Genomic DNA, 26,248 nt, shown 5'->3' with positions numbered 1-26,248 from the left:
ACAAGAAGGCCTGGCCGACAACCCTCCAAAACGAAAGAACCCGCCGGTTAAGGCGGGTTCTTTGTAGGCTGGTTGCGGGGACCAGATTTGAACTGATGACCTTCAGGTTATGAGCCTGACGAGCTACCGGGCTGCTCCACCCCGCGTCAAGCGCGGCGACTGATGTCGTCGCGCAGTGGTGATATAGACGGACACCCCTCGCTTGTGAACCCCGGCTAAACAACTATTCGCCGTCGTCCACAGGCTCGCCGGTGCCTCCTGCCGATCAGGCCGGCAGGTTCAGGCGGATGTGCAGCTCGCGCAGCGCCTTCGGCGTCGGATCGCTCGGTGCGCCCATCAGCAGGTCTTCCGCCTGCTGGTTCATCGGGAACAGCGTGATCTCGCGCAGGTTCTGCGCACCGCAGAGCAGCATGACGATGCGGTCGACGCCGGCAGCCATGCCGCCATGCGGCGGCGCGCCGTACTGGAACGCGCGGTAGAGACCGCCGAAATCGCGCTCGACATCCTCACGCGACCGGCCGACCAGCTCGAACGCCTTGACCATCGTCTCCGGCAGCTGGTTTCGGATCGAACCCGAGGCAATCTCGAAGCCGTTGCAGACGGCGTCATACTGATACGCCTTGATCGTCAGCGGATCCTGGTTGTTGAGCGCCTCGATGCCGCCCTGCGGCATCGAGAAGGGGTTATGCGCGAAATCGAGCGTCTTCGTCTCCTCGTCCCATTCGTAGAACGGGAAATCGACGATCCAGCAGAGCTCGAACCGGTCCTTGTCGACGAGGTTCAGATCGGTGCCGACGCGCGTGCGCGCATCGCCGGCGAACTTGTAGAACTTCGCGGGATCGCCGGCGACGAAGAACACGGCGTCGCCATCATCGAGGCCGAGCTGCTGGCGGACGGCCTCGGTGCGCTCCGGACCGATGTTCTTGGCGACGGGACCGGCCCCCTCGAGCGCGCCGTTCTCGGTGCGCCAGAAGATGTAGCCGAGGCCCGGCTGGCCCTGCTGCTGCGCCCACGAGTTCATCCGGTCGCAGAAGGCTCGGCTACCGCCGGTCTTGGCCGGGATCGCCCAGACCTCGGCCTTGGGATCCGCCTCGATCATGCGCGCGAATACCTTGAAGCCGGAACCGGCGAAATGCTCGGTGACCGCCTGCATCTCGATCGGGTTGCGCAGGTCGGGCTTGTCCGAGCCATAGGTGCGGATCGCCGTGTCATAGGGAATGCGGCGGAACTTCTGGCTGACGGGCTTGCCGTCGGCGAACTTCTCGAAGATGCCGCGCAGCACCGGCTCCATCGTGTTCCAGACGTCTTCCTGGGTGACGAAGCTCATCTCAAGGTCGAGCTGGTAGAATTCGCCCGGCAGGCGATCGGCGCGCGGATCCTCGTCGCGGAAGCAGGGCGCGATCTGGAAGTAGCGGTCGAAGCCGGCCATCATCAGCAGCTGCTTGAACTGCTGCGGCGCCTGGGGGAGCGCGTAGAACTTGCCGGGATGGATGCGCGACGGCACGAGGAAGTCGCGCGCGCCTTCGGGCGACGACGCGGTCAGGATCGGCGTCGTATATTCGTGAAAACCGATCTCGGTCATGCGCTCGCGCATGGTCGCGATGATCTGGGTGCGCTTGACGATGTTGGCGTGCAGCGTCTCGCGGCGAAGGTCGAGAAAGCGGTACTTGAGGCGGATATCCTCGGGATATTCCGGCTCGCCGAACACCGGCAGCGGCAATTCCTTGGCGACCCCCAGGACCTCGATGTCCTGCGCGAACACTTCGATATGGCCGGTCGACAGGTTGGCGTTGACCGTCTCGGCCGTGCGCTTCTTCACGATGCCGTCGATCTTAATGCACCACTCGGAGCGAACGGCTTCAGCCACCTTGAAGGCGGGCGAGTCGGGATCGCAGACGATCTGCGTCAGGCCATAATGGTCGCGCAGATCGATGAACAGCAGGCCGCCATGATCTCGCACGCGATGAACCCAGCCCGAGAGACGGACGGTCTCGCCCGCATGGGTCTCGCGGAGTTGTCCGCAGGTATGGGTGCGATAGCGGTGCATGGTGCTGGAATCCGGTTTGGTCTGGCGTCGACAGGGCGAACGGACAAGCCCCCGGAAGCGGAGGGAATATCGCATACGCGCGCGGAAAAGCGCATGTGGGTCCCGCTTTGTCAAGAACCGGGGCCCGGCGCGCGCCCTTCCCTTGTAATCCCGAAAGAGTCGCCTATCTAACTCTCATCCCAGCCACTGAAACGGACCGCGCGCTGAAAGGCGCTGCAGTTCGAACGATCGGGTCAGGACGGATGTACTCCGGCCCCATCGGTTGGCACGCGACGTACTAGTCGTCGCGCGCCATGGCGGGATATTGGATTGCCCAGGCCCGAAGTCGATGCGAGCGGCGCTTTCTCCTGGCGCCCGCGTCGCCGGAGCCTGGGCTCTCTCCATTTGGGAAGCGCACCTCCCCCCGCGACAAGCCGCCCGGCCTGCGCTATTAGAAGCTTCATGACCGATATCATTACGACAACAGAAGCCCTCGCCGCTGCCTGCGATCGCCTCGCGAAGTTCGAATTTGTCACCGTCGACACGGAGTTCATGCGCGAGACCACCTATTGGCCGAAGCTCTGCATCATCCAGATTGCAAGCACGGACGAAGCGGTGGTCATCGACGCCGAAGCTCCCGGCCTGGATCTCGCCCCCTTCTTCGCCCTGATGGCGAACGAGGCCGTGGTGAAGGTTTTCCACGCCGCGCGGCAGGACATCGAAATCGTCTGGCATCTGGGCGGCATCCTCCCGCATCCGATCTTCGATACGCAGGTCGCCGCCATGGTGTGCGGCTTCGGCGAATCGATCAGCTATGACCAGCTCGTCGGGCGCATCACCGGCCACCCGATCGACAAGTCGTCGCGCTTCACCGACTGGAGCCGCCGTCCGCTCACGCCGCAGCAGGTCGAGTATGCCATCGCCGACGTCACCCATCTGCGCGATGTCTACAGGGCGCTGAAGGAAAAGCTCGACAAGGAAAACCGCAACGACTGGGTTGCGGAGGAAATGAACGTCCTGACCTCGGTCGACACCTACCAGGTGGATCCGGCCAATGTCTGGAAGCGCCTCAAGATGCGCATCAAGAAACCGCTGCAACTGGCCGTGCTGATGGAAGTCGCCGCCTGGCGCGAGCGCGAGGCGCAGGCCCGCGACGTGCCGCGCGGCCGCATCCTCAAGGACGACGCGATCTACGAGATCGCCGAGCAGCATCCCACCACCGCCGAGGCCCTGGCGCGCCTTCGCACCATTCCCCGGGGCTTCGAGCGTTCGCGCACGGCCGAGGACATCCTCGCCGCCGTCAAGAAGGCCGTCGACCTCCCCAAGGACAAGCTGCCCAAGGTTCCCAAGGTCAAGCCGGCCTCGGATGGCAATGGCGCGGCCGTCGACCTGCTGAAGGTCCTGCTGAAGATGACGAGCGAGGAGCACGGCGTCGCGGCGCGGGTGATCGCCACGGTGGACGATCTGGAAGCCATTGCCGGCGACAACAATGCCGACGTCCCGCCGCTGCATGGCTGGCGCCGCGAACTGTTCGGCGAGCAGGCGCTCAAGCTGAAGCGCGGCGATATCTCGCTGCGTCTCGACGGCCGCCGCGTGACGATCGTGAGCGACGCACCCAAGCCGGCCATCGAGGCCGCCTGAACGGCATCCCTAAGGGTTCGGACTATTCAAAGCGCCGACGGCTCGCCGTCGGCGCTTTCTTTTTACGCGCCCGCTGAGGCGCTCAGACGATTTCTTCGACGACGATAGCCGGCTTCATCGCGCCCAGCTTCGCCAGCTGCGCGACGCGCCGCTGCAGGCGGCTGCCGGCCAGCATGGCGCGGTCCGGCGGCAGGACGAGCGTCAGCTGGTCGCCGCGCGCCTCGATGCGCGTGCGCGAGATGACGCCCGCCATGGCGCCCGAGACGAGATAGGCGACGCGCAGCGCTGCGCCCAGCGCCCGCGCCCGCTCCAGCAGGCGGGTCGTCGCCAGTTCGCGGATGCGCGAGGAGATGTGCTCGTCGACCAGTCCCTCATGGCGGTAGTAGTTCGCCAGGGCCAGGTAGGCGCGGCCGGGATGGTCGATGCCGACGAAGGAGCCATGCGCGATCAGATTGAGACTCTGTTCGCCGCGATAATCGGGATGGGCACGCCAGCCGATATCGGCCATCAGGCAAGCCGCCGTGCGCAGGCGAACCTCCTCGGCCGTCTCCTCGATACCGATCGCGGCCAGGGCCTGGCCAGTCCAGGGGCCGAGCTCGCGCACATGGCCGGGCGAGCGGGAACGAAGCAGAGCCAGTTCCTCGGCCGCCTCGATCAGCGGATCGGCCATCTGGGTCTCTTTGTCGAGCAGATCGTAGAGCAGGCCCTCACGGACGCCGAGCGCCGACAGGATGATCATCGACGGCTTCATCGCGCGGATCACCTGCTCCAGCACGATTGCGCCATAGGGCAACAGCAGGCGCCGGCTCTTCGAAACCGCTTCGATCGAATCGAGCGATTCGGCATCGCGGCGGGCGACCATGCGGCAGAAGTCGAGCGCCTCCTCAGCCGGGATCGCATATTCATGCATGATGTGAAGCGGATAGCCCTTCTGGCGCATGTGCAGCCGGGCGAGCGATCGCCATGTACCACCGATCGCGTAGAAGGGCCGGCCCTCGCCCTTGGCCAGAACGGACGAATTGGCCAAGGCGTCGATGGCGATCTTCTCGGCCTTTTTCAGCGTCTTTTCGGACACTTCCTCAAGCCGCAGGCCACCCAGCGGGAAGGTCTCGCCGATGCCGACTTCACGGCCGCGTATGTCGACCACTTCGAGGCTGCCGCCGCCGAGATCGCCGGCAACGCCGTCCGGGTCATGGATGCCCGAGAGCACGCCCATGGCCGACAGACGCGCTTCTTCCGGGCCGCTGAGCAAGGCGACGTCCGCGCCGGTGATGGACTCAACCTGCGCCAGGAAATCGGGGCCGTTGGAGGCCTCGCGCGCGGCGGCGGTCGCCAGGACATGCACCGCCTTGACGTGCATCTGCTCGCAAAGCGCCATGAAACGGCGGATGGCCGCCAGCGAGGCCTCGACGGCCTGATCGTTCAGGCGACCGGTGGCGGCGATGCCGCGACCGAGGCCGGCCAGCTCCTTTTCGTTGAAAAGGGGCATCGGCGTGCGGCTCATGCGTTCGTAAACGACGAGACGCACCGAGTTGGAACCAATGTCGATGATCGCGACGGGACCGCTGCCATTCAGCCGCCCCGGCGCATACTCATGCGTCGGCAGGGTTCCCCCCGCGCTGGTATCTGCTTCAGGATTTGGCAGGCCGGTTTCCGATTGACCGAGGGGAGCTGTTTTTGAGCGATTTGCCACGGCCAGATAGACTCGGGTTTGTCATGAAATACTGATGGGCGTTGAAGACTTCTTCGCCCTTGCGCGGCACGATCCGTCGGGACGTCCCGTCAGGCTGGATCTCCCAACTCTGCTGGTTGTCCTTCAGGTTTGCGACCATGATCTGATCGAGCACCTGTTCGTGCACGGTCGGATTCAGCATCGGGATCATCGCTTCAACACGACGATCGAGGTTCCGCGGCATCAGGTCGGCTGAACCGATATAAACGATCGCTTCCGGCGAGGGCAACCCGTGGCCATTGCCGAAGCAGAGAATGCGGGCATGCTCCAGGAAGCGGCCGACGATCGATTTGGCCCGGATACGGTCTGAAAGACCCGGCACGCCGGGCCGCAGGCAGCAGATGCCGCGGATGACGAGATCGATTTCGACCCCTGCCCGGCTGGCATCATAGAGCGCGTCGATGATCTGCGGATCGACGAGCGAATTCATCTTCATCCAGATCGCGCCCGGCCGGCCGGCCTTCACATGGTCGATCTCGGCATAGATCAGGTCGAGGATCCGCTTGCGCAGGAAATGCGGCGACGTCGAAAGCCGCTCGATCTCGACCGGCTCGGTGTAGCCGGTAATGTAGTTGAAGAGCCGGGCCACATCGCGGGCGATCGCCGGATCGTCCGAGAAATAGGACAGGTCCGTGTAAACACGCGCGGTGACCGGATGATAGTTGCCGGTGCCGATATGGACGTAGCTGACCAGCGCCCCGCCCTCGCGGCGAACCACCAGGGACAGCTTGGCGTGGGTCTTCAGTTCGATGAAGCCGTAGACGACCTGCACGCCCGCGCGTTCGAGATCGCGGGCCCACTTGATGTTGGCCTCCTCGTCGAAGCGCGCCTTCAATTCGACAAGCGCCGTCACCGACTTGCCGGCCTCGGCCGCTTCCTGCAGCGCCCGGACGATTGGGCTGTCCTTCGAGGTGCGATAAAGCGTCTGCTTGATCGCGACGACGTCCGGATCGAGCGCGGCCTGGCGCAGATACTGCACCACCGTGTCGAAGGACTCGTAGGGATGGTGGACGATCAGATCCTTCTTGCGGATGGCCGCGAAGCAATCGCCGCCATTCTCGCGGATGCGCTCGGGAAACCGCGCCTGATAGGGCGGGAACTTGAGGTTGGGACGATCGACGCCGACGAGCTGCGAAAGGTCGTTCAGCGCCAGCATGCCGTCGACGAGGAAGATCTCGTCCGGCAGAACGGCCAGTGCGCCGGCCACGAAGTTGCGCAGCGCATCCGGCGTGGCCGATTCAATCTCGAGCCGGATCACGGAGCCGCGCCGGCGCCGCTTCAGGGCCGATTCGAAGAAGCGGACGAGATCCTCGGCCTCTTCCTCGACCTCGATGTCGGAGTCGCGGATGATGCGGAAGGCGCCGACGCCCTCGATCGTATAGCTCGGGAACAGCCGCGCCGTGAACAGCTGGACGGCGTGCTCCAGGCTGATGAAGCGCTCGATGCCGGGCTCGGAGCTGGGCAGCTTGATGAAGCGGTCCAGCGTCATCGGCACGCGCAGCAGCGCCGTCATGCGGTTGCCTGTCGCCGGGCGCACCAGCTGCAGCACCAGCGAGAAGCCGAGATTGGGGATGAAGGGGAACGGGTGGGCCGGATCGATGGCGAGCGGCGTCAGGACCGGGAAGACCGAGTCCATGAAATAGCCTTCCAGCCAGTTCCGCTCGCTCTCCTTGAGGTCCACGGGGTCGACCAGCATGATGCCGGCGATGGCCAGTTCCCCGCGCAGTTCCGCCCAGCGGTTCTGCTGGTCGGAGGCGAGCGTGCCGACGGCGTCCGCGATCTTGATCAACTGCTCGCTCGGCGTCAGGCCGTCATCGCTGGTCATGCTGACGCCTTCGCGCTGCTGGCCCCGAAGGCCGGCGACGCGCACCATGAAGAACTCGTCGAGATTGTTGGCGGAGATCGAGAGGAAGCGCAGGCGCTCCAGCAGCGGATGCTGCGCGTTGCCCGATTCCTCGAGAACGCGGCGATTGAACTCCAGCCAGGAAATCTCACGATTTATGAAGCGTTCCGGGCTGTGACGCAGCCGGTTCGCTTCGTCCGCCTCGATCTTGACGGCAGCCAGGGCTGCCTTGGCGTCCGGATTCTTCTGGTCCATTTCCGCTCTTCCAATCGCGTTGTCCCCACAGGATACACGCGAATTGTGACAATTGCGTCAGGCTCAGAGCCTCTCGGGATCTTTAGTCGTCGAAAGGCAATTCGGGCTCGTCGCCGGCTTCGCGCGCCAGCACGGTCGCCGCTAGGTGACGGGTGATCGGCCGGCCCGCGGCCAGCGCCTCCCGGTCGAGCAGTTCGACAAGCCGATTGGCCGCGCCCAGCGAGCGCTCCATCCGATGGCTGATGAAATCGATGACGGCGGGATCGACCGCCAATTGCCGGTCGGCGAACAGCTTGACGATGACGCGCGCCAGCAATTCGTCATCCGGCTCCAGCAATCCGACAGGCACCGCCGAGCGCAGGCGCGAGGCGAGGTCGGGCAGGTCGAAGGGCAGCGCCTGCAGCGGGACCCGGCTGGTAAAGAGCGCGGAAACGCGGCGCTCGCGCACCAGATTGAACAGGTGGAACAGCGCCGTCTGGGAGACGCCCTCCCCGTCCACATCCTCGACCAGCACGGGATGGGTGCCCACCAGATCGTCCAGGCCAGCGGTGGCAAGATCCCGCGCCGCGATCTCGACGGCACCCGTCGCAGCTTTCCAGATCTGGCCGAGATGGGTCTTGCCCGAGCCCGCCGGGCCGACGAGGAGCGCCACGGGATTGGGCCAATCGGGATAGCGGTCGATCAGGGCGATGGCGGACTGGTTGGCCCGCCCGACGATGAAATCCGCACGCGTCATGGCGGCGCTATGCGGCAGCGAAAGCGGCAACTGCCGCAGGGAATCACTCATAGTGAACAGGCTCGAACGACGGACGCTCAAGGAAGCGCGGGGGGCTGGTCGTCACCGCCCATCCGGCCCCGATAGATCGGGCTGGTCAGATAGCGCGCTATGGCAAAGCGCATCAAGACGGCGATCGCGGCGGCGGCCGGCACTGCCACCAGAAGCCCGACAAAGCCGAACAGAGCGCCAAAGGCAAACAGCGCGAACATCAGCCAGACCGGATGCAGCCCGACGCTGCGTCCGACCAAGCGCGGCTGCAGGATGTTGCCCTCGATGAACTGTCCGACCATGAAGACGACGACCGTCGCGCCAATCCACGGCCAGTCCGGCCAGAACTGCACCAGCGCCACGCTGACGCCGACCACGAAGCCGACCGTTGTCCCGACATAAGGGATGAAGGACAGGATGCCAGCGCCGATACCGATCAGCAGGCCGAAGTTCAGCCCGACCAGCATCAGCCCGAACGCATAGATGCAGCCGAGCAGGAGGCAGACGAGGCCCTGCCCGCGCACGAAACCGGCGATCGCATGGTCGATGTCGCGGGCGATCATGCGCACCGTCTCGACATTGTCGCGCGGCACCCAGCTGTCGATCCGCGCCACCATCCGGTCCCAGTCGATCAGCATGTAGAAGGCGACGACCGGCGTGACGACGAACAGCGCCGCCAGGTCGACCAGCGCCGAACCGCCGCTCCAGAGCGACTTTAGCAGCGTCGACAGCCAGCCGGCGCCCTCGCTCATCAGCGTGCCCATGGAATTCGAAAGCTGGCCGGAGTCGACCTGCAGCATCTGTCCGAAGCGGGTCTGCAGGAACGCCTGGATCAGAGCCTGCAATTGCTGCGCATAGGTCGGGATCTTGTCGATCAGCCCGGCGAGCTGGTTGACCAGCAGCGGCACGATCAGGACCACCATCAGCACCAGGATGACGATGAAGCCTACCAGGATAACCAGGGAGGCCGAGAGGCGATTTAGCCCGCGCCGCTCCAGCCAATCGGCGATCGGATCGAGGCCATAGGCCACCGCCATGCCGACCAGGAACGGCAGGAGAACGCTGCTGAACACAACGAGGAAAATTATGAAGACCAGGAGCGCGCCCAGCCAAAATCCGATCTGACGTTGCAGATTCACGGCGCTGGCGCCCTCTCATCTCATCGGTCGGCGGGCAATCCACCTGCTCCGTAGCGCTCCAGATAGAGCGTGCATGGCAAGATGGTCAAGGCGAGCGGCCCGCAACCGGCGAATAGACAGGTATATCCGGACGATACGCGCGCCGACAGTGGTCCGCGCCGCGTCCGCAACGATCCTGCCCTTTGCGCCCCGCTATCGACGCCAAAACGCCGCTCAAAACGCTGCATTTGCGAGCATTCGGTGATTCCGGGTTGACGGCGACGGCGCGGATGTGGTCCTCCCTGCCGAAAGCAACCGGGATCCTTCGATGACCGAAAAGACCGGCGCCAAAAACGCCCTCAGCTACGCCGACGCAGGCGTCGATATCGACGCCGGCAACCGTCTGGTCGATATGATCAAGCCGCTGGTCAAGGCGACCCGCCGGCCGGGTGCGGATGCCGATATCGGCGGTTTCGGCGGCGTCTTCGATCCGAAGGCGGCCGGCTATACCGATCCGCTGCTCGTCGCCGCCAATGACGGCGTCGGCACCAAGCTGAAGGTCGCGATCGACACCGGCATCCATGACACGGTCGGCATCGACCTCGTTGCCATGTGCGTCAACGACCTGATCGTGCAGGGCGCGGAGCCGCTGTTTTTCCTCGACTATTTTGCCACCGGCAAGCTGGACCCGGCCGAGGCCGCCACCGTCGTCGCCGGCATCGCGCAGGGTTGCCGGATCGCCGGCGCCGCGCTGATCGGCGGCGAGACGGCCGAAATGCCCGGCCTCTACAAGGCGGGCGATTATGACCTGGCCGGCTTTGCGGTGGGCGCGGTCGAGCGCACCGGCCTGCTGCCGCGTCCCGATATCGCCGAAGGCGACGTGCTCCTCGGCCTCGCCTCCTCCGGCGTGCATTCGAACGGCTTCTCGCTGGTTCGCAAGATCGTCGAACTCTCGGGCCTCGACTTCGATGCCCCGGCCCCGTTCGCGCCGGAGCTTTCGCTCGGCCGCGCCCTGCTCGAGCCGACGCGCATCTATGTGAAGCCGTTGCTCGCCGCCATCCGCGCCACCGGCGCGATCAAGGCGATGGCGCATATCACCGGCGGCGGCTTCGTCGACAACATTCCGCGCGTGCTGCCGGATGCGCTGGCTGCTTCGGTCGATCTCGACGCGGTTACCGTGCCGCCCGTCTTCGCCTGGCTGTCCAAGACAGGTGGCGTTGCCGAGCACGAGATGCTGCGCACGTTCAACTGCGGCGTCGGCATGATCGTGGTGGTCAGCCCCGAAGCGGTCGAAGCCGTCACCGCGGCGCTCGCCGCTGAAGGCGAAAGCGTGATGCGGCTGGGCACGCTGGTGCCGCGTACAGGCGAAGGCGTCGAGTTCTCCGGCGCGCTGGCGCTGTGACCATGGCAAGGAAGCGCGTCGCGATCCTGATCTCGGGCCGCGGCTCCAACATGACGGCGCTGATCGAGGCGGCCGCGGATCCCGAATTTCCCGCCGAAATCGCGCTGGTACTCTCCAACCGGGCCGATGCGGGCGGGCTCGCCCGTGCCGCCGAGGCCGGCATTGCCACGGCTGTCATCGATCACAAGGCCTATGGCAGCCGCGCCGAGTTCGACGCTGCCATGGACGCTCGTCTGCGCGCCGAGGCGATCGACCTCGTGTGCCTCGCCGGCTTCATGCGGCTGCTGACGGATGGCTTTGTCGAGGGCTGGCGCGACCGGATGATCAACATCCATCCGTCGCTGCTGCCGCTTTTCCCCGGCCTGCACACGCATGAGCGGGCGATCGAAGCCGGCATGCGGCTGCATGGCTGCACCGTGCATTTCGTCCGCGCGCAGATGGATTCCGGGCCGATCATCGGCCAGGCCGCCGTGCCGATCGCCCTCGACGATACGCCGGACACGCTGTCAAAGCGGGTGCTTACGGCCGAGCACCAGCTCTACCCGCTGGCGCTTGCCCTCGTCGCATCCGGCCTCGCCTCCGTCGAACACGAACGGCTGGTGATGCAGGGCGACCTGCCCGCCGATCTCGCCGGCATGCTCGTCAGCCCGCGTTTCGGCGGCTGAGGGAACTCTCACCCGACCAGCGCACGGGCCAGCCAGAAAGCGGCCGCGCCGAGCATAAGCGTGACGGCGGAGATCGCGCCGAACAGGCGAGCAAACCGCCCGCCACCAATGATCAGCGCATAGATGGCCTTCGCGACCGTATTGGCCGCCACCGCCGCGATGATCGCCGTAGCCCCAATGACAGGATCGAGCGACAGAAGCCCTGTCACCGTGACCGTGGCGGCATCGACATCGGCAATGCCGGCCAGTGCCGACGCGGCGATGATGCCGGCAGAGCCAAACACGGAAGACGCCGCCCGAACCGCAAAGCCGATCGCGGCGAGGAACAGCGCGACCTTCAGAACGCCCGCGATCTCGAAGGGATTGCCGATTGGCTCCATGTCCTGCTGCGCCACGATGGGTCCGCGCATGAGCCAGGCGGCTCCGGCGGCCATGGCGAGCGCGCCGATCACAAGCGGCGGCAGCAGCAGCGAGGCAAGCGCGGGCACCAGCGCGATCGCCAGTACGGCCGTCCGGACATAGGAAACGCCGCCCGCGACCGCCGCGCCGGCAGCCAGCCGGCGTGCGTCCCCGCCGTTGGCGGCCTGCCGGGCATTGCCAAGCGTCAGGGCGGTTGACGAGACAAGCCCGGCCGCCGCGCCCGCCGCCAGTTCGCCACGCCCCGAGCCGAGGACACGAATCGCGATGTAGCCAGCATAGGAGATCGCGGCGAGCAGGATGGCGAGCGACCAGACCGCCCGCAGCGAGATGCCGCCGAAGGGTCCGAATGGCGCTTCCGGCAGCAGGGGCAGGATGACGAAGCTCATTGCCAGCAGGATGATCGCCGACCGAAGCTCGACCCAGCTCATGCGCTCGATGAAGTGATGCAGCGCCTCGCGGCTCGCGAGGATCGCGGTAAGCGTGACAGCACCGGCTGCCGCCAGCCGCAGATCCCCGACCACGGCCAGCGCCCCGAACAGATAGGTGACCATCGCGGCGACCACCGTCGTCACGCTGAAGTCGAACTCCGCCTGCGCCTCCCGCCATTTGTAGAATGCGAAAATTCCGGCAAAGGCGACGAAAACCGCGGCGACCACCACACCCGGCGTACCGCCGCTCGGCAGCGCGGCCTCGATCAGGCCGGCAGCTCCGCCCAGCATTCCGATCAATGCGAAGGTGCGGATACCCGCGGTTCGCTGGCCGGGTGCCGCCTCCCGCTCGCGCCAATGACGCTCTATGCCGACGGTCAAGCCGATCGCGGCGGACACCGCCAGCCGGTAGAACGGCTCGAACTCATCCACACGCCTTCTCCCGCACGGTATCGACGCGACCCATCATAGCAGCCGCCATACAGAACCTCACGATGGCGCATGGCATGTGCCCTCGCCAGCGTGATTGCCCCTGCACAGGATCCAACCGCTGCCGGCGAAAGGCCATCGCGCGCTTGACGGCGGTTTTCCCCTCGCCTGTCATGACGACGACCGAAGGAGGAGACCATGAGCATGAGTTCGAGTGAGCCTTTCATCCAGGAGGGCGGCTGCCGCTGCGGCGCGGTGCGGCTGCGGATCACGGCACGGCCATTGCTGACCATGGCCTGCCACTGCACCGGCTGCCAGAAGATGTCGTCGAGCGCCTATTCGCTTTCCGCAGCCATCCCCAGCGAAGCCTTCGAGGTGACCCAAGGGGAGCCCGTCATCGGGGGCCTGCATGGTGCGCCGAAGCACTATTTCTGCGGACATTGCATGACGTGGATGTTCACTCGGCCGGATGGGATCGACTTCTTCGTCAACCTCCGGCCCACCATGCTCGACGACCCCAGCTGGTTCGTCCCCTACATGGAGACGTGGACGAGCGAGAAGCTGGCCTGGGCGACGACGCCGGCCGAGCGCAGCTTCGCGGCGCTGCCGCCGGACGACGCCTATGGCGAGATGATCGCCGGCTATGCGGCGACATGGGCGGCGCCGGATAGACTACCGGCGAACACGCAAAGCTGATCCAGGGCGGCGCGATTTGCGGTGTCCGTCGGCACCGGCTCCGACCATAATGCCGCAACCCAACGGCGAAGGGTGCGTTGGCGTGACAAGCACCCTCCCTCTCCGGGGGGCGCTTGCCCGCAATGATCCCCGCAGGAAGGTGTCTCATGCCCGATTTTCTCATCCACCATAACGCCCTGATCCTGGTCGGCGACGGGCGCAAGGCGCTCTTCCTGCGCAATCGCGGCACGCCGCAGGCGCTGGACCTGGTCGTCGAGCGGATCCTGGACGGCGCGGATAACCCGTCGACGCATGAGCAAGGCACCGACCGGCCGGGCCGCGTCATGCAGAGCGTGGGCTCCGCTCGCAGTTCGGTGGAGCAGACGGATTGGCACACGCTGGAAGAGCAGAAGTTCGCCACGACGATCGCTGAGGCGCTCTATCGAGCCGCCCTTGCCGGCGACTTCGAGGAACTGGTGATCGTCGCGCCGCCCAAGACGCTCGGCATGCTGCGGCAGACTTTCCACAAGCAGGTCAGCGACCGCATCCATGGCGAGGTGCCGAAGACCCTTACCTCGACACCCGTGGACGAGATCCAGCGCCTGCTCGCCGCCTGATCGCCGGCGCGGCGGTGCTGATAAGTGCATGCCCTGGCCGGAATGGGCCTTGCACCGCCGCCCGGCCAATGCCAACACCGTGGCCATGAACTATCGCCACGCCTATCACGCCGGAAATTTCGCCGATGTCGTCAAGCACGCCATCCTCGCGCTGCTCCTCGAGCACCTCAAGGCCAAGGACAAGCCGTTCCGGGTGATCGACACCCATGCCGGCATCGGTCTCTATGACCTGACGGCCACCGAGGCGGGCAAGACCGGCGAATGGCAGGGCGGCATCGGCAAGCTGCTGCGCGGCGATGGCAAGCCGGCCATCGACCTTTCCCGCAAGCTCGCCGAGGCGCTAGCGCCCTATCTGGCTACGATCGCTGCCGCCAATCCCAACGGCAAGCTGAAGCACTATCCGGGCTCGCCCTGGCTCGTGCGGCACCTGCTGCGCGATACCGACCGGCTGACCGCCGTCGAGATGCATCCCGCCGACCATGCGACGCTGGCGGCGCTGTTCGCGGGCGACATCCAGGTCAAGGCGATCGAACTCGACGGCTGGCTGGCGCTGGGCTCCTTCGTGCCGCCCAAGGAGCGTCGCGGCCTCCTCCTGATCGACCCGCCCTTCGAGCAGCCCGACGAATTCAAGACGATGTTTGAGCGTTTCGAAAAGGCCTATCAGCGCTGGCCGACAGGCATCTACGCGCTCTGGTATCCGATCAAGGATATCGGCGCGGTCGCGAATTTCCACAAGCGGTTGGCCGAGAGCGGAATCACCAAGATTCTCGGGGCCGAGCTCTGGGTGCGCGAGCGGACGACGCCCGACACCTTCAACGGCACGGGCATCGTCATCTGCAATCCGCCCTGGCAGCTCGACCGCACGCTCGACACGCTGCTGACCGGCCTCGCCCCCATTCTGGGCGAGACCGACAAGGCAGGCCGCCGCGTCTGGTGGATCCGCGGCGAGACCTAGCGGATCACGCTGCGAAGGCGCGATCCGGCCTTTCGTCGAAATCCAGGATCGGGCCGAGCGGCACGATGCCGGTCGGGTTGATCGTCTTGTGGCTCTCGTAATAGTGCCGCTTGATGTGGTCGAAATCGACCGTCTCGCGGATGCCGTCCATCTGGTAGAGCTCGCGCGTGTAGGACCAGAGCGCGGGATAATCGACCAGCCGGCGCAGGTTGCACTTGAAGTGGCCTACATAGACGGGGTCGAAGCGCAGCAGCGTCGTGAACAGCCGCCAGTCCGCCTCAGTCAGCCGGTCGCCGGCCAGGTAGCGCTGCTGGGACAGCAATCCCTCCAGCCAATCGAGGCTGGCGAAGAGCGGGTGGATCGCTTCCTCATAGGCCGACTGGCTGGTGGCGAAGCCGGCCTTGTAGACGCCGTTGTTGACGGTGTCGTAGATGCGGGCGTTGAGCGCGTCGATCTCGGGACGCAGTGCCTCAGGATAATAGTCACCCTTCCGGGCGCCGATGCCGTCGAACGCCGAGTTCATCATCCGGATGATTTCGGAGGATTCGTTGCTGACGATCGTGCCGGTCTGCTTGTCCCAGAGCACCGGCACGGTGACGCGGCCCGAATAGTCCGGATCCGCCTTGGTGTAGACCTGATGCAGGAACTCGAAGCCGTTGATCTTGTCTTCGGTGACGCCCTCGCCCGGGGCGAAGGTCCAGCCGTTCTCGGCCATCAGCCAGTTGACGACGGAATAGTCGATCATCTTCTCAAGGCCCTTCAGGGCGCGGAAGATCATGACGCGGTGGGCCCAGGGACAGGCCCGGGCGATGTAGAGGTGATAGCGCCCGGCCTCGGCCTTGAAGCCGCCCCGGCCCGTCGGGCCCGGGCTGCCATCCGCCGTCACCCAGTTGCGAAAGCCCGCGGCGCTACGCTGGAAGCGACCGCCCGTGTTGCGGGTGTCGTACCATTGATCCTGCCAAACTCCGTCGACCAGAAGGCCCATATCCGTGCTCCATTCCTTGTTGCGCCTCATATCGGCTCAAACGGGGGTTGTTGCCAGCACTCCACACGGCGACTCTCTGTTCACCACCCTGCCCGATCCGGCCCCCTGAATGCTTGACCATAATGGCGGCTGTGACGCATCGTCCTGCAAAGCGTCCTCTGGGGAATCGCAATCATGATCCGTCGCCTCGCAGCTGCCCTCGCCTTTGTCGCCGCCCTTGCCGGCTCCAGCGCCGCCCTCGCGGCCGACTATGATGGCGGCTACACCCCGGAGGTCCGGCGCGGCTGGGATCGTGGCACCGTGCCGCCCTGCGACTCGCCGAAGGTGATGTCCAACATCGCCGAGCGCTATCACTGGGCCAACACCCATACCTGGGGCAACAACCTCGCCTTCCGCGAAGTGGCATCGATCACCGAGACGCAGTTCCGGCCGGGCGATCCGGGCCTGATCGACCGCCGCTTCTGCAAGGCCGACGTCTATATCGCCGACAATGTCCGCCCGACCGCCGTCTACTACCTGATCGAGGAGCGCATGGGCTTCGCCTCGATCGGCTGGTATGTCGATTTCTGCGTCGCGGGCCAGGATCCGTGGCGCGTCCATGACGGCTGGTGCCGCACGGTTCGTCCGGGCCGGTATTGAGCGTGCCACGCTCGCGGGCCGTCGGTGGCCTGTTGGCGGTTTTTCTCGCCCTATCCGCCTGGATGACAGCGGGCGTGCCGGCGTCTGCCGACACGCCGGGCGATTTCGATTTTTACGTTCTGTCGCTGTCATGGTCGCCGACCTATTGCCAGGACCGCGGGCGCTCCGACCGCATCCAGTGCGGCGGCCCCCGTCCCTTCGCCTTTGTCGTGCATGGCCTCTGGCCGCAATATGAACGCGGCTCGCCGCGCGATTGCGATGTGGGTCCGCGCAGCGGATTGCCGCGCCGCCTCGTCGACAGCATGCTCGACGTGATGCCGAGTCCGTCTCTCGTGCGACATGAATGGCGAACGCACGGCTCCTGCTCCGGCCTGGAGCCTTCGGATTATTTCGACCTGACCCGCCAGGCGCATGATGCCGTGCGGATCCCGCGCCAGTTTGTCGACCTGCCGGATTATCTGACGGTCTCGCCCCGCGACGTCGAGGCCGCCTTCATCGCCGCCAATCCCGGCCTCAAGGCCAGCGGCATCGCCGTCAGCTGCGATTCGCGGCGGCTGAAGGAAGTGCGCGTCTGCCTGACGAAGGATCTCCGCTTCCGCGATTGCGCCGAGGTGGACCGCAAGGCCTGCCGCAACAACAGCCTCGTCATGCCGCCGGTCCGCTAGGCCGGCAGGACACTTTCCCCAATCCGACAAGGACCCTCGCTTTGCTCGTGCTGCGCAGTTCGCCCGCCTCCCCGTTCGGGCGCAAGGTCAAGATCGCCGCCCATCATCTCGGACTGATGGACCGAATCGACATCGTCGCCGCCGATACGGCAGATCCGAACGAGGTGCTCCGGCAGCAGAACCCGCTCGGCAAGATCCCGGCGCTGATACTCGAGGACGGCACGGTGCTCTACGATTCCCGCGTCATCGTCGAATATCTCGATCACCTGGCCGGCGGCGCAAAGATCATCCCGGCCGATGCCGCGACGCGCTATCCGGTTCTGGCGGCGCAGGCGCTGGCCGATGGCATCGCCGACGCCGCGCTGCTCCAGGTCTATGAGAGCCGCTGGCGCGACCCGGCGCAGCAGAGCGTCAAATGGACGACACATCAGCAAGGCAAGGTCGATCGTGGCCTCGCCGCCGCCGAGGCCCATGCCTTCCATGGAGCGGTTCATGTCGGTTCGATCGCGCTCGCCTGTGCGCTTGGCTATCTAGACCTTCGCTTCGAGGGCGCCTGGCGCGCCACCCATCCCCGGCTGGTCGCCTTCCTCGACGACTTCGCCGCCCGCGTCCCGAGCTTCGAGCTGACGCGCTTCCCATCCTGATCCCCCGGAGAATTCCATGAGCTTTTCAGTGGGCGATGCCCAGACGGTCGCCCGGATCCTGCACGACGCTGCGGAAGCCGAGATCCTGCCGCGCTTCCGGCATCTGAGCGCCGGGGCGATCCGCCAGAAGACTTCGGCCGAAGACCTCGTCACCGACGCCGACGAGGCGGCGGAGCGGATGATCACCGCCGCGTTGAACAAGGCATTTCCGGGCGCCGTGGTCATCGGCGAAGAGGCGGTATCGGCGGATGAGGCGCTGCTCGACCGGCTCGACGGCGCCGAACTCGCCTTTATCGTCGACCCCGTCGATGGCACCAAGAATTTTGCCTCTGGGCTCACCCTGTTCGGAGTCATGGCCGGCGTTGTGGTTCGCGGCGAGGCGGTCGGCGGCGTCATCCTGGACCCGATCGGCGGCGACTGGACCACGGCCATTCGCGGGGAAGGCGCCTGGACGGAGAATGCCAGCGGCGAGCGCAACGACCTCCAGGTCGCGGCCGCGAAGCCGGTTCCCCAGATGTCGGGCACCGCGTCCTGGTCCCTGCTGCCGGAACCGCTGCGTTCGCAGGTCTGCGCCAATCTGGCGTCAACCCGCTCTGCAGCCGGCTATCGCTGCGCCGCGCACGAGTACCGGATGCTGGCCGGCGGCAACAGCCATTTCGGTCTCTATGCCAAGCTGACCGTCTGGGACCACGTCGCGGGCTGGCTGATCCATCAGGAGGCCGGCGGCTATTCCGCCCGCTTCGACGGCAGCGCCTACCTGCCGACGCATCGCGAAGGCGGCCTGCTCTGCGCGCCGGACGAGGAAAGCTGGCATGCGCTGCAGGCGGCCCTGTTCGCCGGCACGGAATATGCCCGCGCCTGATCGGCCGGGACCATCCGACAGACGAAAGAGCCCCGGCATCGCCGGGGCTCTTTTTGTTTGGGCAGGTGAGCCAACCAGAACACCGGATAACGCCGCCAAAACAAAAAAACGCCGGCGGGTTGCCCCGCCGGCGTTTTGATCAGGTTCGGAAGAACCGATCTTAGAACTTCACGCCAACGCCAGCACGGATCGTGTTGGTGCTGAAGTCGATGTCGGTGCCGCCCGGGCCGCCGATGTCGTAGTGTTCCTTGCCGTAGGAAGCGTACTGGTATTCGACGCGAGCGGTGACGTTGTTCCAGACCTGGGCCTCAACGCCGGCGCCAACGGTCCAACCCATGTGGGTCTGATCGTCCGAACCAGCACCGTTGACCGAAGCCTTGGCGCCCGAGATCGCTGCACCACCGGTGCCGTAAGCGAGGTAACGGTCGAAGGCGTAACCGACGCGAGCGCGGGCCGTGCCGTCCCACTTCTGACGGAAGCCGCCGAGGGCGTTGTAGCCGCTGACGTCATCGAGGTTGGCGTCGATTTCAGCACCGACAACCCACTGGTTGCCCATGTCGAAGTTGTAGCCTGCATAGAGGCCGCCCTTGAAGCCGTCGCCGTTCACGCTGCCGAAAGCGCCGAGCGAGTTGGCATCGCTGGAGGACCAGCCGTAGCCGACCAGGGCGCCGACATACGGGCCGGTCCAGCTGAATGCCTGCGCGGCCGGAGCCATCGGAGCCGGGGCCGGCTCGTAGGTGAGATCCGCAGCCAGAACCGGGGCTGCCGAAAGAGCGAGCGCCAGAGCGCCGAGGGAGAGGGTGCGGATACGCAGCATCTTAGTCTCCATGCTTACTAAACTGAACTTACAAAACTTGATCCGGGAGCGACTTTCTGCCCCCGATCCGATGGTCCGAATTAACCCTGTCATTGCGGCAGAACATGACAGGAATTGCGGCATGTTCGGGGCATTCGGCCAGCGTTGCCAAAATCACGCAAATCGGTGTTAACCACCTGATTTAACGACAATTTTAGCGAATGGAACCTTTTCGCGTTAACCCCTCTGACATGGTGTCGACGCAGGTGTTGACCACATTTAACCAAGCCTAATGAAGGCTTACCGAAATGGCCGCGCCACCCTATCTTCGCAGTCCCATGGATTCGCACGATCGGCAGGCAGAATGACGGACGAAAAGGGCATCGCGCTGGTCACCGGTGGCGCGCGGCGAATCGGGCGCGCCATCGTCGAGGACCTCGCGAAAAACGGCTTTGCCGTCGCCATCCATTGCCGAAGCTCAGTCGCCGTGGCCGAGGCGCTGGCCGAGGATGTCCGCAAACAGGGCGGCCGCGCCGCCGTGGTCACCGCGGACCTCGCCGATCTCGACGCCGCGCGCGCCTTGCCGGCCAAGGCTGCCGCGGCGCTCGGACCGTTGACGCTGCTCGTCAACAATGCCTCGATCTTCGAGGCGGACGGCATCGGCTCGCTCGAGCCGGCGCGCTTCCAGCGCCAGATGGCGGTCAACCTTGCCGCGCCTGTCTTCCTGGCCGACGCCTTCGCCGCCCAGCTTCCGGCCGACCGGGACGGACTTGTCGTCAACATGATCGACCAGCGCGCCTGGAAGACGACGCCACACTTCGTTTCCTATCAGCTGTCGAAATCCGGCCTGCTGACCGCGACCCGGACGCTGGCCCAGGCGCTGGCGCCGCGCATCCGCGTCAATGCCATCGGGCCGGGCCCCACCCTGCCCTCGCCGCGCCAGGATCCGGCCGAATTCCGCAAGCAGGCGGAAGCCGTGCTGTTGCGTCACGGACCCGACCTTTGCGAATTCGGTCGGACGATACGATATCTGTATGAAACACGTTCCATCACCGGCCAGATGATCGCGCTCGATGGCGGGCAGCATCTTGCATGGGAAACGCCGGACGTCGTAGGCATCAACGAGTGAACACCCTGCCTCCCCACGATATCGACAAGCCCGAGCCCGAGATCGAAGGCGATTCCGCCGCGATCCCGGTCGCGCCGGAAGAAGCGCCATCGGCCGAGACCGCCTTCGAGGCGGGCGGCGAATTCCTGTCGCGTGGCCAGGGCGCGTCGGTGATTGCGGATTTCGTCACGCGCCTGCCCAATGCGCCCGGCGTCTACCGGATGTTCGACCAGAGCGGCAACGTGCTCTATGTCGGCAAGGCGCGGAACCTCAAGAAGCGCGTCACCAGCTACACGCGCATCGGCATGCAGTCGAACCGGATCATCCGCATGATCCAGCAGACCGCGACGATGGAATTCGTCACGACGCGGACCGAGACGGAAGCGCTGCTGCTGGAAGCGAACCTGATCAAGCGCCTGCGCCCGCGCTACAATGTGCTGCTGCGCGACGACAAGTCGTTTCCCTATATCCTGATCACCGACCACGAAGCGCCGCAGCTGGTGAAGCATCGCGGCGCGCGCAGCCGTGGCGGCGAATATTTCGGCCCCTTCGCCTCCGCAGGCGCGGTGGGCACGACGATGAATGCCATGCAGCGGGCATTCCTGATCCGCACCTGCACGGATTCGGTCTATGAAAGCCGGACGCGGCCCTGCCTGCTGTTCCAGATCAAGCGCTGCTCGGCGCCCTGCACCGGCGAGATCGCGCTCGATGACTATGCGGAGCTCGTGCGCGAGGCCAAGGGCTTCCTGACTGGCAAGTCGTCCGTCATCAAGACCGACCTCGCCCGCGCCATGGAATCGGCCAGCGCCGACCTCGATTTCGAGCGCGCCGCCATCTATCGCGACCGCATTGCCGCGCTGTCGCATGTCCAGTCGCACCAGGGCATCAATCCGCAATCGGTCGACGAGGCCGACGTGCTGGCGGTGCATCAGGAAGGCGGCCAGAACTGCGTGCAGGTGTTCTTCTTCCGCACCGGCCAGAACTGGGGCAACCACGCCTTCTATCCCCGCGCCGACAAGAGCCTCGACGCGGCCGAAATCCTCGGCGCGTTCCTTGCGCAGTTCTACGAAGACAAGCCCGTGCCCTCGCTTATCCTCCTCAGCCATGAGGTCGAGGAAATGGAGCTGATCGCCGCGGCGCTTTCCGAGCATGCCGGGCACAAGGTCGAGATCGCCGTTCCGAAACGCGGCGAGAAGAAGGACCTCGTCGATCATGCGCTGCTGAATGCGCGCGAGGCGCTCGGCCGCAATCTGGCGGAAACGTCCAGCCAGGCGCGCCTTCTGGAAGGCGTCGCCGCCGCGTTCGGCCTCGAAAGCCCGCCGCGCCGGATCGAGGTCTATGACAACAGCCACATCATGGGCACCAACGCGGTCGGCGGCATGATCGTCGCCGGGCCGAACGGCTTCGTGAAGAACCAGTACCGCAAGTTCAACATCCGCTCGGAGGACATCACGCCGGGCGACGATTTCGGCATGATGCGCGAAGTGCTGACCCGACGCTTCTCCCGCCTCGTCAAGGAAGCCGGCTCGCGCGAAGCGGCGCCACGCGACGAAGACGGGTTCGGCCCCTGGCCGGACCTGGTGTTCATCGATGGCGGACAGGGCCAGTTGTCGGCGGCGAAATCGATCATCGACGAACTGGGACTGACCGACCAGGTGCCGCTAATCGGAATCGCCAAGGGACCGGACCGCGACGCAGGCCGCGAGAAATTCTTCGTGCCCGGTCGCGAGGCTTTCATGCTGCAGCCGCGCGACCCGGTGCTCTATTTCGTTCAACGGCTGCGCGACGAAGCCCACCGCTTCGCCATCGGCACGCATCGCGCCAAGCGCAAGGTCGCGCTCACCAAGAGCCCGCTGGACGAGATCGACGGCATCGGTCCGACGCGCAAGCGCGCCCTGCTCGCCCATTTCGGAACGGCCAAGGCCGTCGGCCGGGCCAGCGTGCCGGATCTGCTCGGCGTGCCCGGCATTTCCGAACAGATGGCGCGCGCGATCTATGATTTCTTCCACGACAATGGCGATCGGTCCGGCTAGCCCGCGACGCTCTCGTCAGCCCGGCGAGACCGCATTCCGCCAGTAGCGCAACGTCACGACGCCAAACCTGGCCGGGTCTTCCGCATTCAGCGCTTCGAGCGCCGCCAGGAAGGCCTGTGCTTCGCGCTCCAACCCCAATTGGGTCATGGCGCGGAGAATGCGGCTAATGCGCAGCAAATTGTGGTTGCCCGGCCTCGCCCAGCTCTGCGCCCGGCGCGGGAAGTCGGGCGCCCGGACGATGCTTAGATCGGGTTCGCCCGTAGTTTCGGCGAAGCCGTAAAAGGCGAGCAGGCGGAGGAAGGCCTTGTGGAGGGACGCCCGAAGGTCTGGGCGCTGGCGGAAGGCCGCAATATCCGTCGCGGTGAGGATAGGCGCACCGGGATTGAAAGCGCTCCGTTCGGTCAGCGGAAAGAGCCATTGGATATAATCATGGACCCGTTCCAACTGGTCGTCGTCCCAGTCGAGGATCTCCTGGATCCGCCGGCCCCGGCTGTCGGTCGCCACATCGGCATGGAAGCTCACCAAAGCTGACTCGGTCATGCCAGGGGCTCCCGCCGGGCTTTCCGGCCACGGGCCTCATCCATCGCCGTCGGCCGATCCTCGTTCGCCATATTTCATACCTTCCAGCTTCAGCCCGTCCGGATCGAGGAAGAATACCGCGTAGTAATCCTCGTAATATTCGGCAGCAGGGTCGACGATGGGAACGTTCTCCCGCTTCAAGAAGGCCTCTAGATCATCAACATCCTTCCGGCTTCGCAGTTCAAACGCGTAGTGATGAAAGCCGATATTGCCGATGCGGTGCGGATGCTTCTTGCCTTCCTCATCCGCCTCGCCGATCCAGAAGCGGGTTTTGCCATTGGTCCAGCCGATTGCGTCGCCATACTCGCCCAACACCTCGAAGCCGAGAAACGTGAAGAGCCGGTCATAGAACGCCTTCGATCGCTCGAAATCACTGACGCGAATGACAAGATGATCGATCCCGACAACCTGAACCATCACTCCCTCCCAATTCCGTTGGCCAGACCAAACACGTCTGCGCGCTATCCCAATCCGCCCAGATGCCGGATCGTTCCACGCGAGCCGCCATCCAGAAGCAAAGACAGGCACCGTCACGTGTCAAACCAGACATCTTAAATAAGGAAAACTTCCTTTCTAAATATATTTCCAAGCATACGCGCACCTCAAAACGAATTTACTCGACGCAACGGAATGCATCGCCAAATATACACGCCTCGATCCTTCAACCCAAAGTCCGCACCAAGCGGAGAAAGCAGGTCTGTGCGATGCGTATCTCCCTTCTTGCGGCGACACTGGGGGCTGCGCTGGCAGCCGCCGCGCCGCCCTCCGCACAGGCCGAGGCCGCGCTTACCAGCGATCAGGCCCGCGCCATCGCGGCGGACGCCTATCTCTATTTCTATCCGCTGATCACGATGGATCTGACCCGCCAGCAAAGCACCAATGTCGAGTCCGGCAAGGAGCTGGGCCGCGGACCGATGAACACCGTCGTCAATGTCCCGGAGTTTCCCCCGGCCGAATTCAGGGGCGTCGTGCGGCCCAATTTCGACACGCTCTACTCCATCGCCTGGCTGGACATGACGCAGGAGCCGGTGGTGCTATCGAGCCCCAATACGGATGGCCGCTATTTCCTGCTCCCCATGCTCGACATGTGGACGGACGTTTTCGCGTCGCCCGGCTGGCGCACGACGGGCACGGAGGCCGCCAACTATCTGGTGACGCCGCCCGGCTGGCGGCCGGATCTCAAGGAAAACTGGCTGACGGAGTTCAAGCTGCCCAAGGATACCGTGCGGCTGGAGGCGCCAACGCCCTATGTCTGGCTCATCGGCCGCACCAAGACGGACGGCCCGTCGGACTATGACGCCGTGCACAAGATCCAGGCCGGCTACAAGGTCGTGCCGCTGTCGCAATGGGGCCAGTCGCCGAAGGCCGAGGCCGTGAAGATCGATCCCAAGATCGACATGAAGACCCCGCCCAAGCAGACGATCGATGGCATGCCCGGCGACCAGTACTTCGCCTATGCGGCGGAGCTGCTCAAGCTGCACCCGCCGCACATGACCGATCAGCCGATGGTCGCCAATCTCGCCAAGATCGGCATCGTGCCCGGCCAGCCCTTCGACTTCGCCAAGCTTCCGCCGGACGTGCAGGCAGCCCTGATGGCGGCGCCGAAAGATGCGCAGAAGCTGATGGCGTGGAAAATGAAGACGCTGGCCCCGGTCGAGAACGGCTGGTCGTTGAACACCGACACGATGGGCGTCTACGGCAACTATTACCTGAAGCGGGCGATGGTCGCGCAGTTCGGGCTTGGCGCCAATCTGCCGGAGGATGCCATCTACCCGATCAATCTCGGCGATTCCACAGGCAAGCCGCTGGATGGCGCGAACAACTACGTCCTGCATTTCGAGGCGGGCCAGGAACCGCCGGTAGACGCCTTCTGGTCTGTTACCCTGTATGACCCGGAAGGCTTCCCGGTCGTCAACCCGCTCAACCGTTCCGCCGTGTCGAGCTGGATGCCCTTCGTCAAGGATGCAGACGGCTCGCTGGAGCTCTATTTCCAGAACGAAAGCCCCGGCAAGGACAAGGAAGCCAACTGGCTGCCCGCTCCCAAGGGGCCGTTCAACCTGACAATGCGCCTCTATGCGCCCCAGGGCGCCGTCCTGACCGGCCGATGGGCTCCGCCGGCGGTCACCCTCGCCGAGCCCACCCGCGCGCTGCCGCAATAGCGGCCACGGCAAAAAGAAAGGGCGAGGCACCGGCTGCCTCGCCCTTTTCGTTCCAACAGGATGCGCCTCTTCAGTCGAGCTTCGATAGCAGCGGCAGAAGTTCGCCCAGATGCGGCACCTCGCGAAAACGCGGGGCGTCGACGGGGGCATCGACGTGTTCGAAGGACCAGGTCAGGTCATGGGGCACGTAGACGCCCCAGCTCCCGGCCTCGATCGCCGGCACGATATCGGACTTCAGCGAGTTGCCGACCATCATGCTGTTGGCGGGACCATCGGCATGGCGGGTGAAGATGCGCTGATAGGTGGCCGCATTCTTGTCGCTGACGATCTCGACGGCATGGAACAGGTCGCCGAGGCCGGAAGCCGCCAGCTTGCGCTCCTGGTCGAACAGATCGCCCTTGGTGATCAGGATCAGGCGATACTGGCCGGAAAGCTGCTCCAGGGTCTCGCGCACATGCGGCAGCGTCTCGACGGGATGGACCAGCATGTCGCGGCCGGCGGCAAGGACTTCGCGGATCGCGGTCGCCGGAATGCGGCCGTCGGTCAGTTCGATCGCGGTCTCGACCATGGACAGGGTGAAGCCCTTGATGCCGAAGCCATAGAGCTTCAGGTTGCGCCGCTCGGCCTCGTTCAGCCGGCGGGCAATCTCCTCCCGGTCGCCATGCTCGGCCAGCAGGTCGAGAAAGCGCTGCTCCGTCAGCCGGTAGAACTGCTCGTTCTGCCAGAGCGTGTCATCGGCATCGAAGCCAATGGCAGTGAGCGAGGGGCTGGAAGGCATGGAATCTCCCGAAATTCAGCAGAGAAAA

At 65.2% G+C, this 26,248-nt stretch carries 24 protein-coding genes and 1 tRNA gene; 13 read left to right on the top strand and 12 right to left on the bottom strand.

What is annotated here, in order from left to right; translation table 11 throughout:
- Positions 1 to 69: 69 nt before the first annotated feature.
- Together ABIE08_RS02080 and aspS are read right to left on the bottom strand one after the other, a co-directional pair.
- Positions 70 to 146: transfer RNA gene (locus tag ABIE08_RS02080), tRNA-Met, on the bottom strand.
- A gap of 119 nt (positions 147 to 265) precedes the next feature.
- Positions 266 to 2,047, bottom strand: coding sequence for an aspartate--tRNA ligase (gene aspS, locus ABIE08_RS02075; RefSeq protein ID WP_354548369.1), 1,782 nt, complete (start codon positions 2,045 to 2,047; stop codon positions 266 to 268).
- A 441-nt stretch (positions 2,048 to 2,488) separates the two neighbouring features.
- On the opposite strand from aspS, the gene rnd reads away from it, so the two are divergent.
- Positions 2,489 to 3,667: a ribonuclease D gene (rnd, locus tag ABIE08_RS02070; protein WP_354548367.1), complete on the top strand. Its 1,179-nt coding sequence runs from the start codon at positions 2,489 to 2,491 to the stop codon at positions 3,665 to 3,667.
- A gap of 82 nt (positions 3,668 to 3,749) precedes the next feature.
- Here rnd and ppx read toward each other — a convergent pair whose 3' ends face one another.
- From ppx to ABIE08_RS02050, 4 genes are all read right to left on the bottom strand, one after another.
- The gene (gene ppx, locus ABIE08_RS02065) at positions 3,750 to 5,273 is read right to left on the bottom strand and encodes an exopolyphosphatase (protein WP_436409535.1); all 1,524 of its coding nucleotides are present in this window, start codon (positions 5,271 to 5,273) and stop codon (positions 3,750 to 3,752) included.
- A gap of 25 nt (positions 5,274 to 5,298) precedes the next feature.
- Entirely contained in the window at positions 5,299 to 7,497 is a 2,199-nt protein-coding gene (locus ABIE08_RS02060) for an RNA degradosome polyphosphate kinase (protein WP_354548365.1), read from the bottom strand.
- 82 nt (positions 7,498 to 7,579) lie between these two features.
- Entirely contained in the window at positions 7,580 to 8,284 is a 705-nt protein-coding gene (locus tag ABIE08_RS02055; protein WP_354548364.1) for a DnaA ATPase domain-containing protein, read from the bottom strand.
- 26 nt (positions 8,285 to 8,310) lie between these two features.
- On the bottom strand, positions 8,311 to 9,402 hold the full coding sequence (locus ABIE08_RS02050) for an AI-2E family transporter (protein ID WP_354548362.1): 1,092 nt from the start codon (positions 9,400 to 9,402) through the stop codon (positions 8,311 to 8,313).
- Between the two features lie 307 nt (positions 9,403 to 9,709).
- Here ABIE08_RS02050 and purM point away from each other — a divergent pair, with 307 nt between their 5' ends.
- Together purM and purN are read left to right on the top strand one after the other, a co-directional pair.
- On the top strand, positions 9,710 to 10,783 hold the full coding sequence (gene purM / locus ABIE08_RS02045) for a phosphoribosylformylglycinamidine cyclo-ligase (protein WP_354548360.1): 1,074 nt from the start codon (positions 9,710 to 9,712) through the stop codon (positions 10,781 to 10,783).
- 2 nt (positions 10,784 to 10,785) lie between these two features.
- Positions 10,786 to 11,448, top strand: coding sequence for a phosphoribosylglycinamide formyltransferase (gene purN, locus ABIE08_RS02040; RefSeq protein ID WP_354548358.1), 663 nt, complete (start codon positions 10,786 to 10,788; stop codon positions 11,446 to 11,448).
- Positions 11,449 to 11,456: 8 nt separating this feature from the next.
- Here the strand turns inward: purN and ABIE08_RS02035 are convergent, their stop codons facing one another.
- Positions 11,457 to 12,728, bottom strand: coding sequence for an MgtC/SapB family protein (locus ABIE08_RS02035; RefSeq protein ID WP_354548357.1), 1,272 nt, complete (start codon positions 12,726 to 12,728; stop codon positions 11,457 to 11,459).
- A 195-nt stretch (positions 12,729 to 12,923) separates the two neighbouring features.
- Between ABIE08_RS02035 and ABIE08_RS02030 the strand changes: the two genes are divergently transcribed.
- The 3 genes from ABIE08_RS02030 to ABIE08_RS02020 all read left to right on the top strand — a co-directional run bounded on the left by ABIE08_RS02030 (position 12,924) and on the right by ABIE08_RS02020 (position 14,972).
- Positions 12,924 to 13,421 (top strand): GFA family protein, encoded by a 498-nt coding sequence (locus tag ABIE08_RS02030; protein ID WP_354548355.1) that lies wholly within the window; start codon positions 12,924 to 12,926, stop codon positions 13,419 to 13,421.
- Positions 13,422 to 13,567: 146 nt separating this feature from the next.
- On the top strand, positions 13,568 to 14,017 hold the full coding sequence (locus ABIE08_RS02025) for a host attachment family protein (protein ID WP_354548353.1): 450 nt from the start codon (positions 13,568 to 13,570) through the stop codon (positions 14,015 to 14,017).
- Between the two features lie 85 nt (positions 14,018 to 14,102).
- Positions 14,103 to 14,972, top strand: a complete 870-nt coding sequence (locus tag ABIE08_RS02020; protein WP_436409534.1) for a 23S rRNA (adenine(2030)-N(6))-methyltransferase RlmJ — start codon at positions 14,103 to 14,105, stop codon at positions 14,970 to 14,972.
- 4 nt (positions 14,973 to 14,976) lie between these two features.
- Here the strand turns inward: ABIE08_RS02020 and ABIE08_RS02015 are convergent, their stop codons facing one another.
- Positions 14,977 to 15,957 carry a glutathione S-transferase family protein gene (locus ABIE08_RS02015; protein WP_354548350.1) on the bottom strand — a complete coding sequence of 327 codons (981 nt, stop codon included), beginning with the start codon at positions 15,955 to 15,957 and terminating at the stop codon, positions 14,977 to 14,979.
- Between the two features lie 174 nt (positions 15,958 to 16,131).
- On the opposite strand from ABIE08_RS02015, the gene ABIE08_RS02010 reads away from it, so the two are divergent.
- From ABIE08_RS02010 to ABIE08_RS01995, 4 genes are all read left to right on the top strand, one after another.
- Positions 16,132 to 16,596 (top strand): hypothetical protein, encoded by a 465-nt coding sequence (locus tag ABIE08_RS02010; protein ID WP_354548348.1) that lies wholly within the window; start codon positions 16,132 to 16,134, stop codon positions 16,594 to 16,596.
- 62 nt (positions 16,597 to 16,658) lie between these two features.
- Positions 16,659 to 17,261, top strand: a complete 603-nt coding sequence (locus tag ABIE08_RS02005) for a ribonuclease T2 family protein (protein ID WP_436409533.1) — start codon at positions 16,659 to 16,661, stop codon at positions 17,259 to 17,261.
- 41 nt (positions 17,262 to 17,302) lie between these two features.
- Positions 17,303 to 17,905, top strand: coding sequence for a glutathione S-transferase N-terminal domain-containing protein (locus ABIE08_RS02000; RefSeq protein WP_354548344.1), 603 nt, complete (start codon positions 17,303 to 17,305; stop codon positions 17,903 to 17,905).
- Positions 17,906 to 17,921: 16 nt separating this feature from the next.
- Positions 17,922 to 18,767, top strand: coding sequence for an inositol monophosphatase family protein (locus ABIE08_RS01995; protein WP_354548343.1), 846 nt, complete (start codon positions 17,922 to 17,924; stop codon positions 18,765 to 18,767).
- Positions 18,768 to 18,927: 160 nt separating this feature from the next.
- On the opposite strand, the gene ABIE08_RS01990 is transcribed toward ABIE08_RS01995, so the two are convergent.
- Positions 18,928 to 19,584 carry an outer membrane protein gene (locus ABIE08_RS01990; RefSeq protein ID WP_354548341.1) on the bottom strand — a complete coding sequence of 219 codons (657 nt, stop codon included), beginning with the start codon at positions 19,582 to 19,584 and terminating at the stop codon, positions 18,928 to 18,930.
- A gap of 343 nt (positions 19,585 to 19,927) precedes the next feature.
- On the opposite strand from ABIE08_RS01990, the gene ABIE08_RS01985 reads away from it, so the two are divergent.
- Both ABIE08_RS01985 and uvrC read left to right on the top strand, forming a co-directional pair.
- On the top strand, positions 19,928 to 20,692 hold the full coding sequence (locus tag ABIE08_RS01985) for an SDR family oxidoreductase (protein WP_354548339.1): 765 nt from the start codon (positions 19,928 to 19,930) through the stop codon (positions 20,690 to 20,692).
- Entirely contained in the window at positions 20,656 to 22,704 is a 2,049-nt protein-coding gene (gene uvrC / locus ABIE08_RS01980; RefSeq protein ID WP_436409491.1) for an excinuclease ABC subunit UvrC, read from the top strand. Before ABIE08_RS01985 ends, uvrC begins: the two co-directional genes overlap by 37 nt.
- A gap of 15 nt (positions 22,705 to 22,719) precedes the next feature.
- On the opposite strand, the gene ABIE08_RS01975 is transcribed toward uvrC, so the two are convergent.
- Together ABIE08_RS01975 and ABIE08_RS01970 are read right to left on the bottom strand one after the other, a co-directional pair.
- Positions 22,720 to 23,244, bottom strand: coding sequence for an opioid growth factor receptor-related protein (locus ABIE08_RS01975; protein WP_354548337.1), 525 nt, complete (start codon positions 23,242 to 23,244; stop codon positions 22,720 to 22,722).
- A 36-nt stretch (positions 23,245 to 23,280) separates the two neighbouring features.
- On the bottom strand, positions 23,281 to 23,700 hold the full coding sequence (locus ABIE08_RS01970; protein ID WP_354548335.1) for a VOC family protein: 420 nt from the start codon (positions 23,698 to 23,700) through the stop codon (positions 23,281 to 23,283).
- Between the two features lie 287 nt (positions 23,701 to 23,987).
- Between ABIE08_RS01970 and ABIE08_RS01965 the strand changes: the two genes are divergently transcribed.
- Positions 23,988 to 25,442 carry a DUF1254 domain-containing protein gene (locus ABIE08_RS01965; protein ID WP_354548333.1) on the top strand — a complete coding sequence of 485 codons (1,455 nt, stop codon included), beginning with the start codon at positions 23,988 to 23,990 and terminating at the stop codon, positions 25,440 to 25,442.
- 70 nt (positions 25,443 to 25,512) lie between these two features.
- Here ABIE08_RS01965 and ABIE08_RS01960 read toward each other — a convergent pair whose 3' ends face one another.
- Positions 25,513 to 26,220, bottom strand: coding sequence for an HAD family hydrolase (locus ABIE08_RS01960; protein WP_354548332.1), 708 nt, complete (start codon positions 26,218 to 26,220; stop codon positions 25,513 to 25,515).
- Positions 26,221 to 26,248: the final 28 nt, after the last annotated feature.

This window comes from Kaistia defluvii (assembly GCF_040548815.1).
GTDB classification, from domain to species: domain Bacteria; phylum Pseudomonadota; class Alphaproteobacteria; order Rhizobiales; family Kaistiaceae; genus Kaistia; species Kaistia defluvii_A.
This window is presented reverse-complemented; position numbering and strand designations above follow the sequence as displayed.

Coding starts and splice junctions, on each gene's coding strand:
- rnd (WP_354548367.1), top strand. CDS start 2,489: ATGACCGATATCATTACGACAACAGAAGCCCTCGCCGCTGCCTGCGAT.
- aspS (WP_354548369.1), bottom strand. CDS start 2,047: ATGCACCGCTATCGCACCCATACCTGCGGACAACTCCGCGAGACCCAT.
- ABIE08_RS02055 (WP_354548364.1), bottom strand. CDS start 8,284: ATGAGTGATTCCCTGCGGCAGTTGCCGCTTTCGCTGCCGCATAGCGCC.
- ABIE08_RS02025 (WP_354548353.1), top strand. CDS start 13,568: ATGCCCGATTTTCTCATCCACCATAACGCCCTGATCCTGGTCGGCGAC.
- purM (WP_354548360.1), top strand. CDS start 9,710: ATGACCGAAAAGACCGGCGCCAAAAACGCCCTCAGCTACGCCGACGCA.
- ABIE08_RS02015 (WP_354548350.1), bottom strand. CDS start 15,957: ATGGGCCTTCTGGTCGACGGAGTTTGGCAGGATCAATGGTACGACACC.
- ABIE08_RS02020 (WP_436409534.1), top strand. CDS start 14,103: ATGAACTATCGCCACGCCTATCACGCCGGAAATTTCGCCGATGTCGTC.
- ABIE08_RS01965 (WP_354548333.1), top strand. CDS start 23,988: ATGCGTATCTCCCTTCTTGCGGCGACACTGGGGGCTGCGCTGGCAGCC.
- ABIE08_RS01995 (WP_354548343.1), top strand. CDS start 17,922: ATGAGCTTTTCAGTGGGCGATGCCCAGACGGTCGCCCGGATCCTGCAC.
- ABIE08_RS02010 (WP_354548348.1), top strand. CDS start 16,132: ATGATCCGTCGCCTCGCAGCTGCCCTCGCCTTTGTCGCCGCCCTTGCC.
- ABIE08_RS02060 (WP_354548365.1), bottom strand. CDS start 7,497: ATGGACCAGAAGAATCCGGACGCCAAGGCAGCCCTGGCTGCCGTCAAG.
- ABIE08_RS01960 (WP_354548332.1), bottom strand. CDS start 26,220: ATGCCTTCCAGCCCCTCGCTCACTGCCATTGGCTTCGATGCCGATGAC.
- ABIE08_RS01975 (WP_354548337.1), bottom strand. CDS start 23,244: ATGACCGAGTCAGCTTTGGTGAGCTTCCATGCCGATGTGGCGACCGAC.
- ABIE08_RS01985 (WP_354548339.1), top strand. CDS start 19,928: ATGACGGACGAAAAGGGCATCGCGCTGGTCACCGGTGGCGCGCGGCGA.
- ABIE08_RS02005 (WP_436409533.1), top strand. CDS start 16,659: ATGACAGCGGGCGTGCCGGCGTCTGCCGACACGCCGGGCGATTTCGAT.
- ABIE08_RS01990 (WP_354548341.1), bottom strand. CDS start 19,584: ATGCTGCGTATCCGCACCCTCTCCCTCGGCGCTCTGGCGCTCGCTCTT.
- ABIE08_RS01970 (WP_354548335.1), bottom strand. CDS start 23,700: ATGGTTCAGGTTGTCGGGATCGATCATCTTGTCATTCGCGTCAGTGAT.
- purN (WP_354548358.1), top strand. CDS start 10,786: ATGGCAAGGAAGCGCGTCGCGATCCTGATCTCGGGCCGCGGCTCCAAC.
- ABIE08_RS02030 (WP_354548355.1), top strand. CDS start 12,924: ATGAGCATGAGTTCGAGTGAGCCTTTCATCCAGGAGGGCGGCTGCCGC.
- uvrC (WP_436409491.1), top strand. CDS start 20,656: ATGGGAAACGCCGGACGTCGTAGGCATCAACGAGTGAACACCCTGCCT.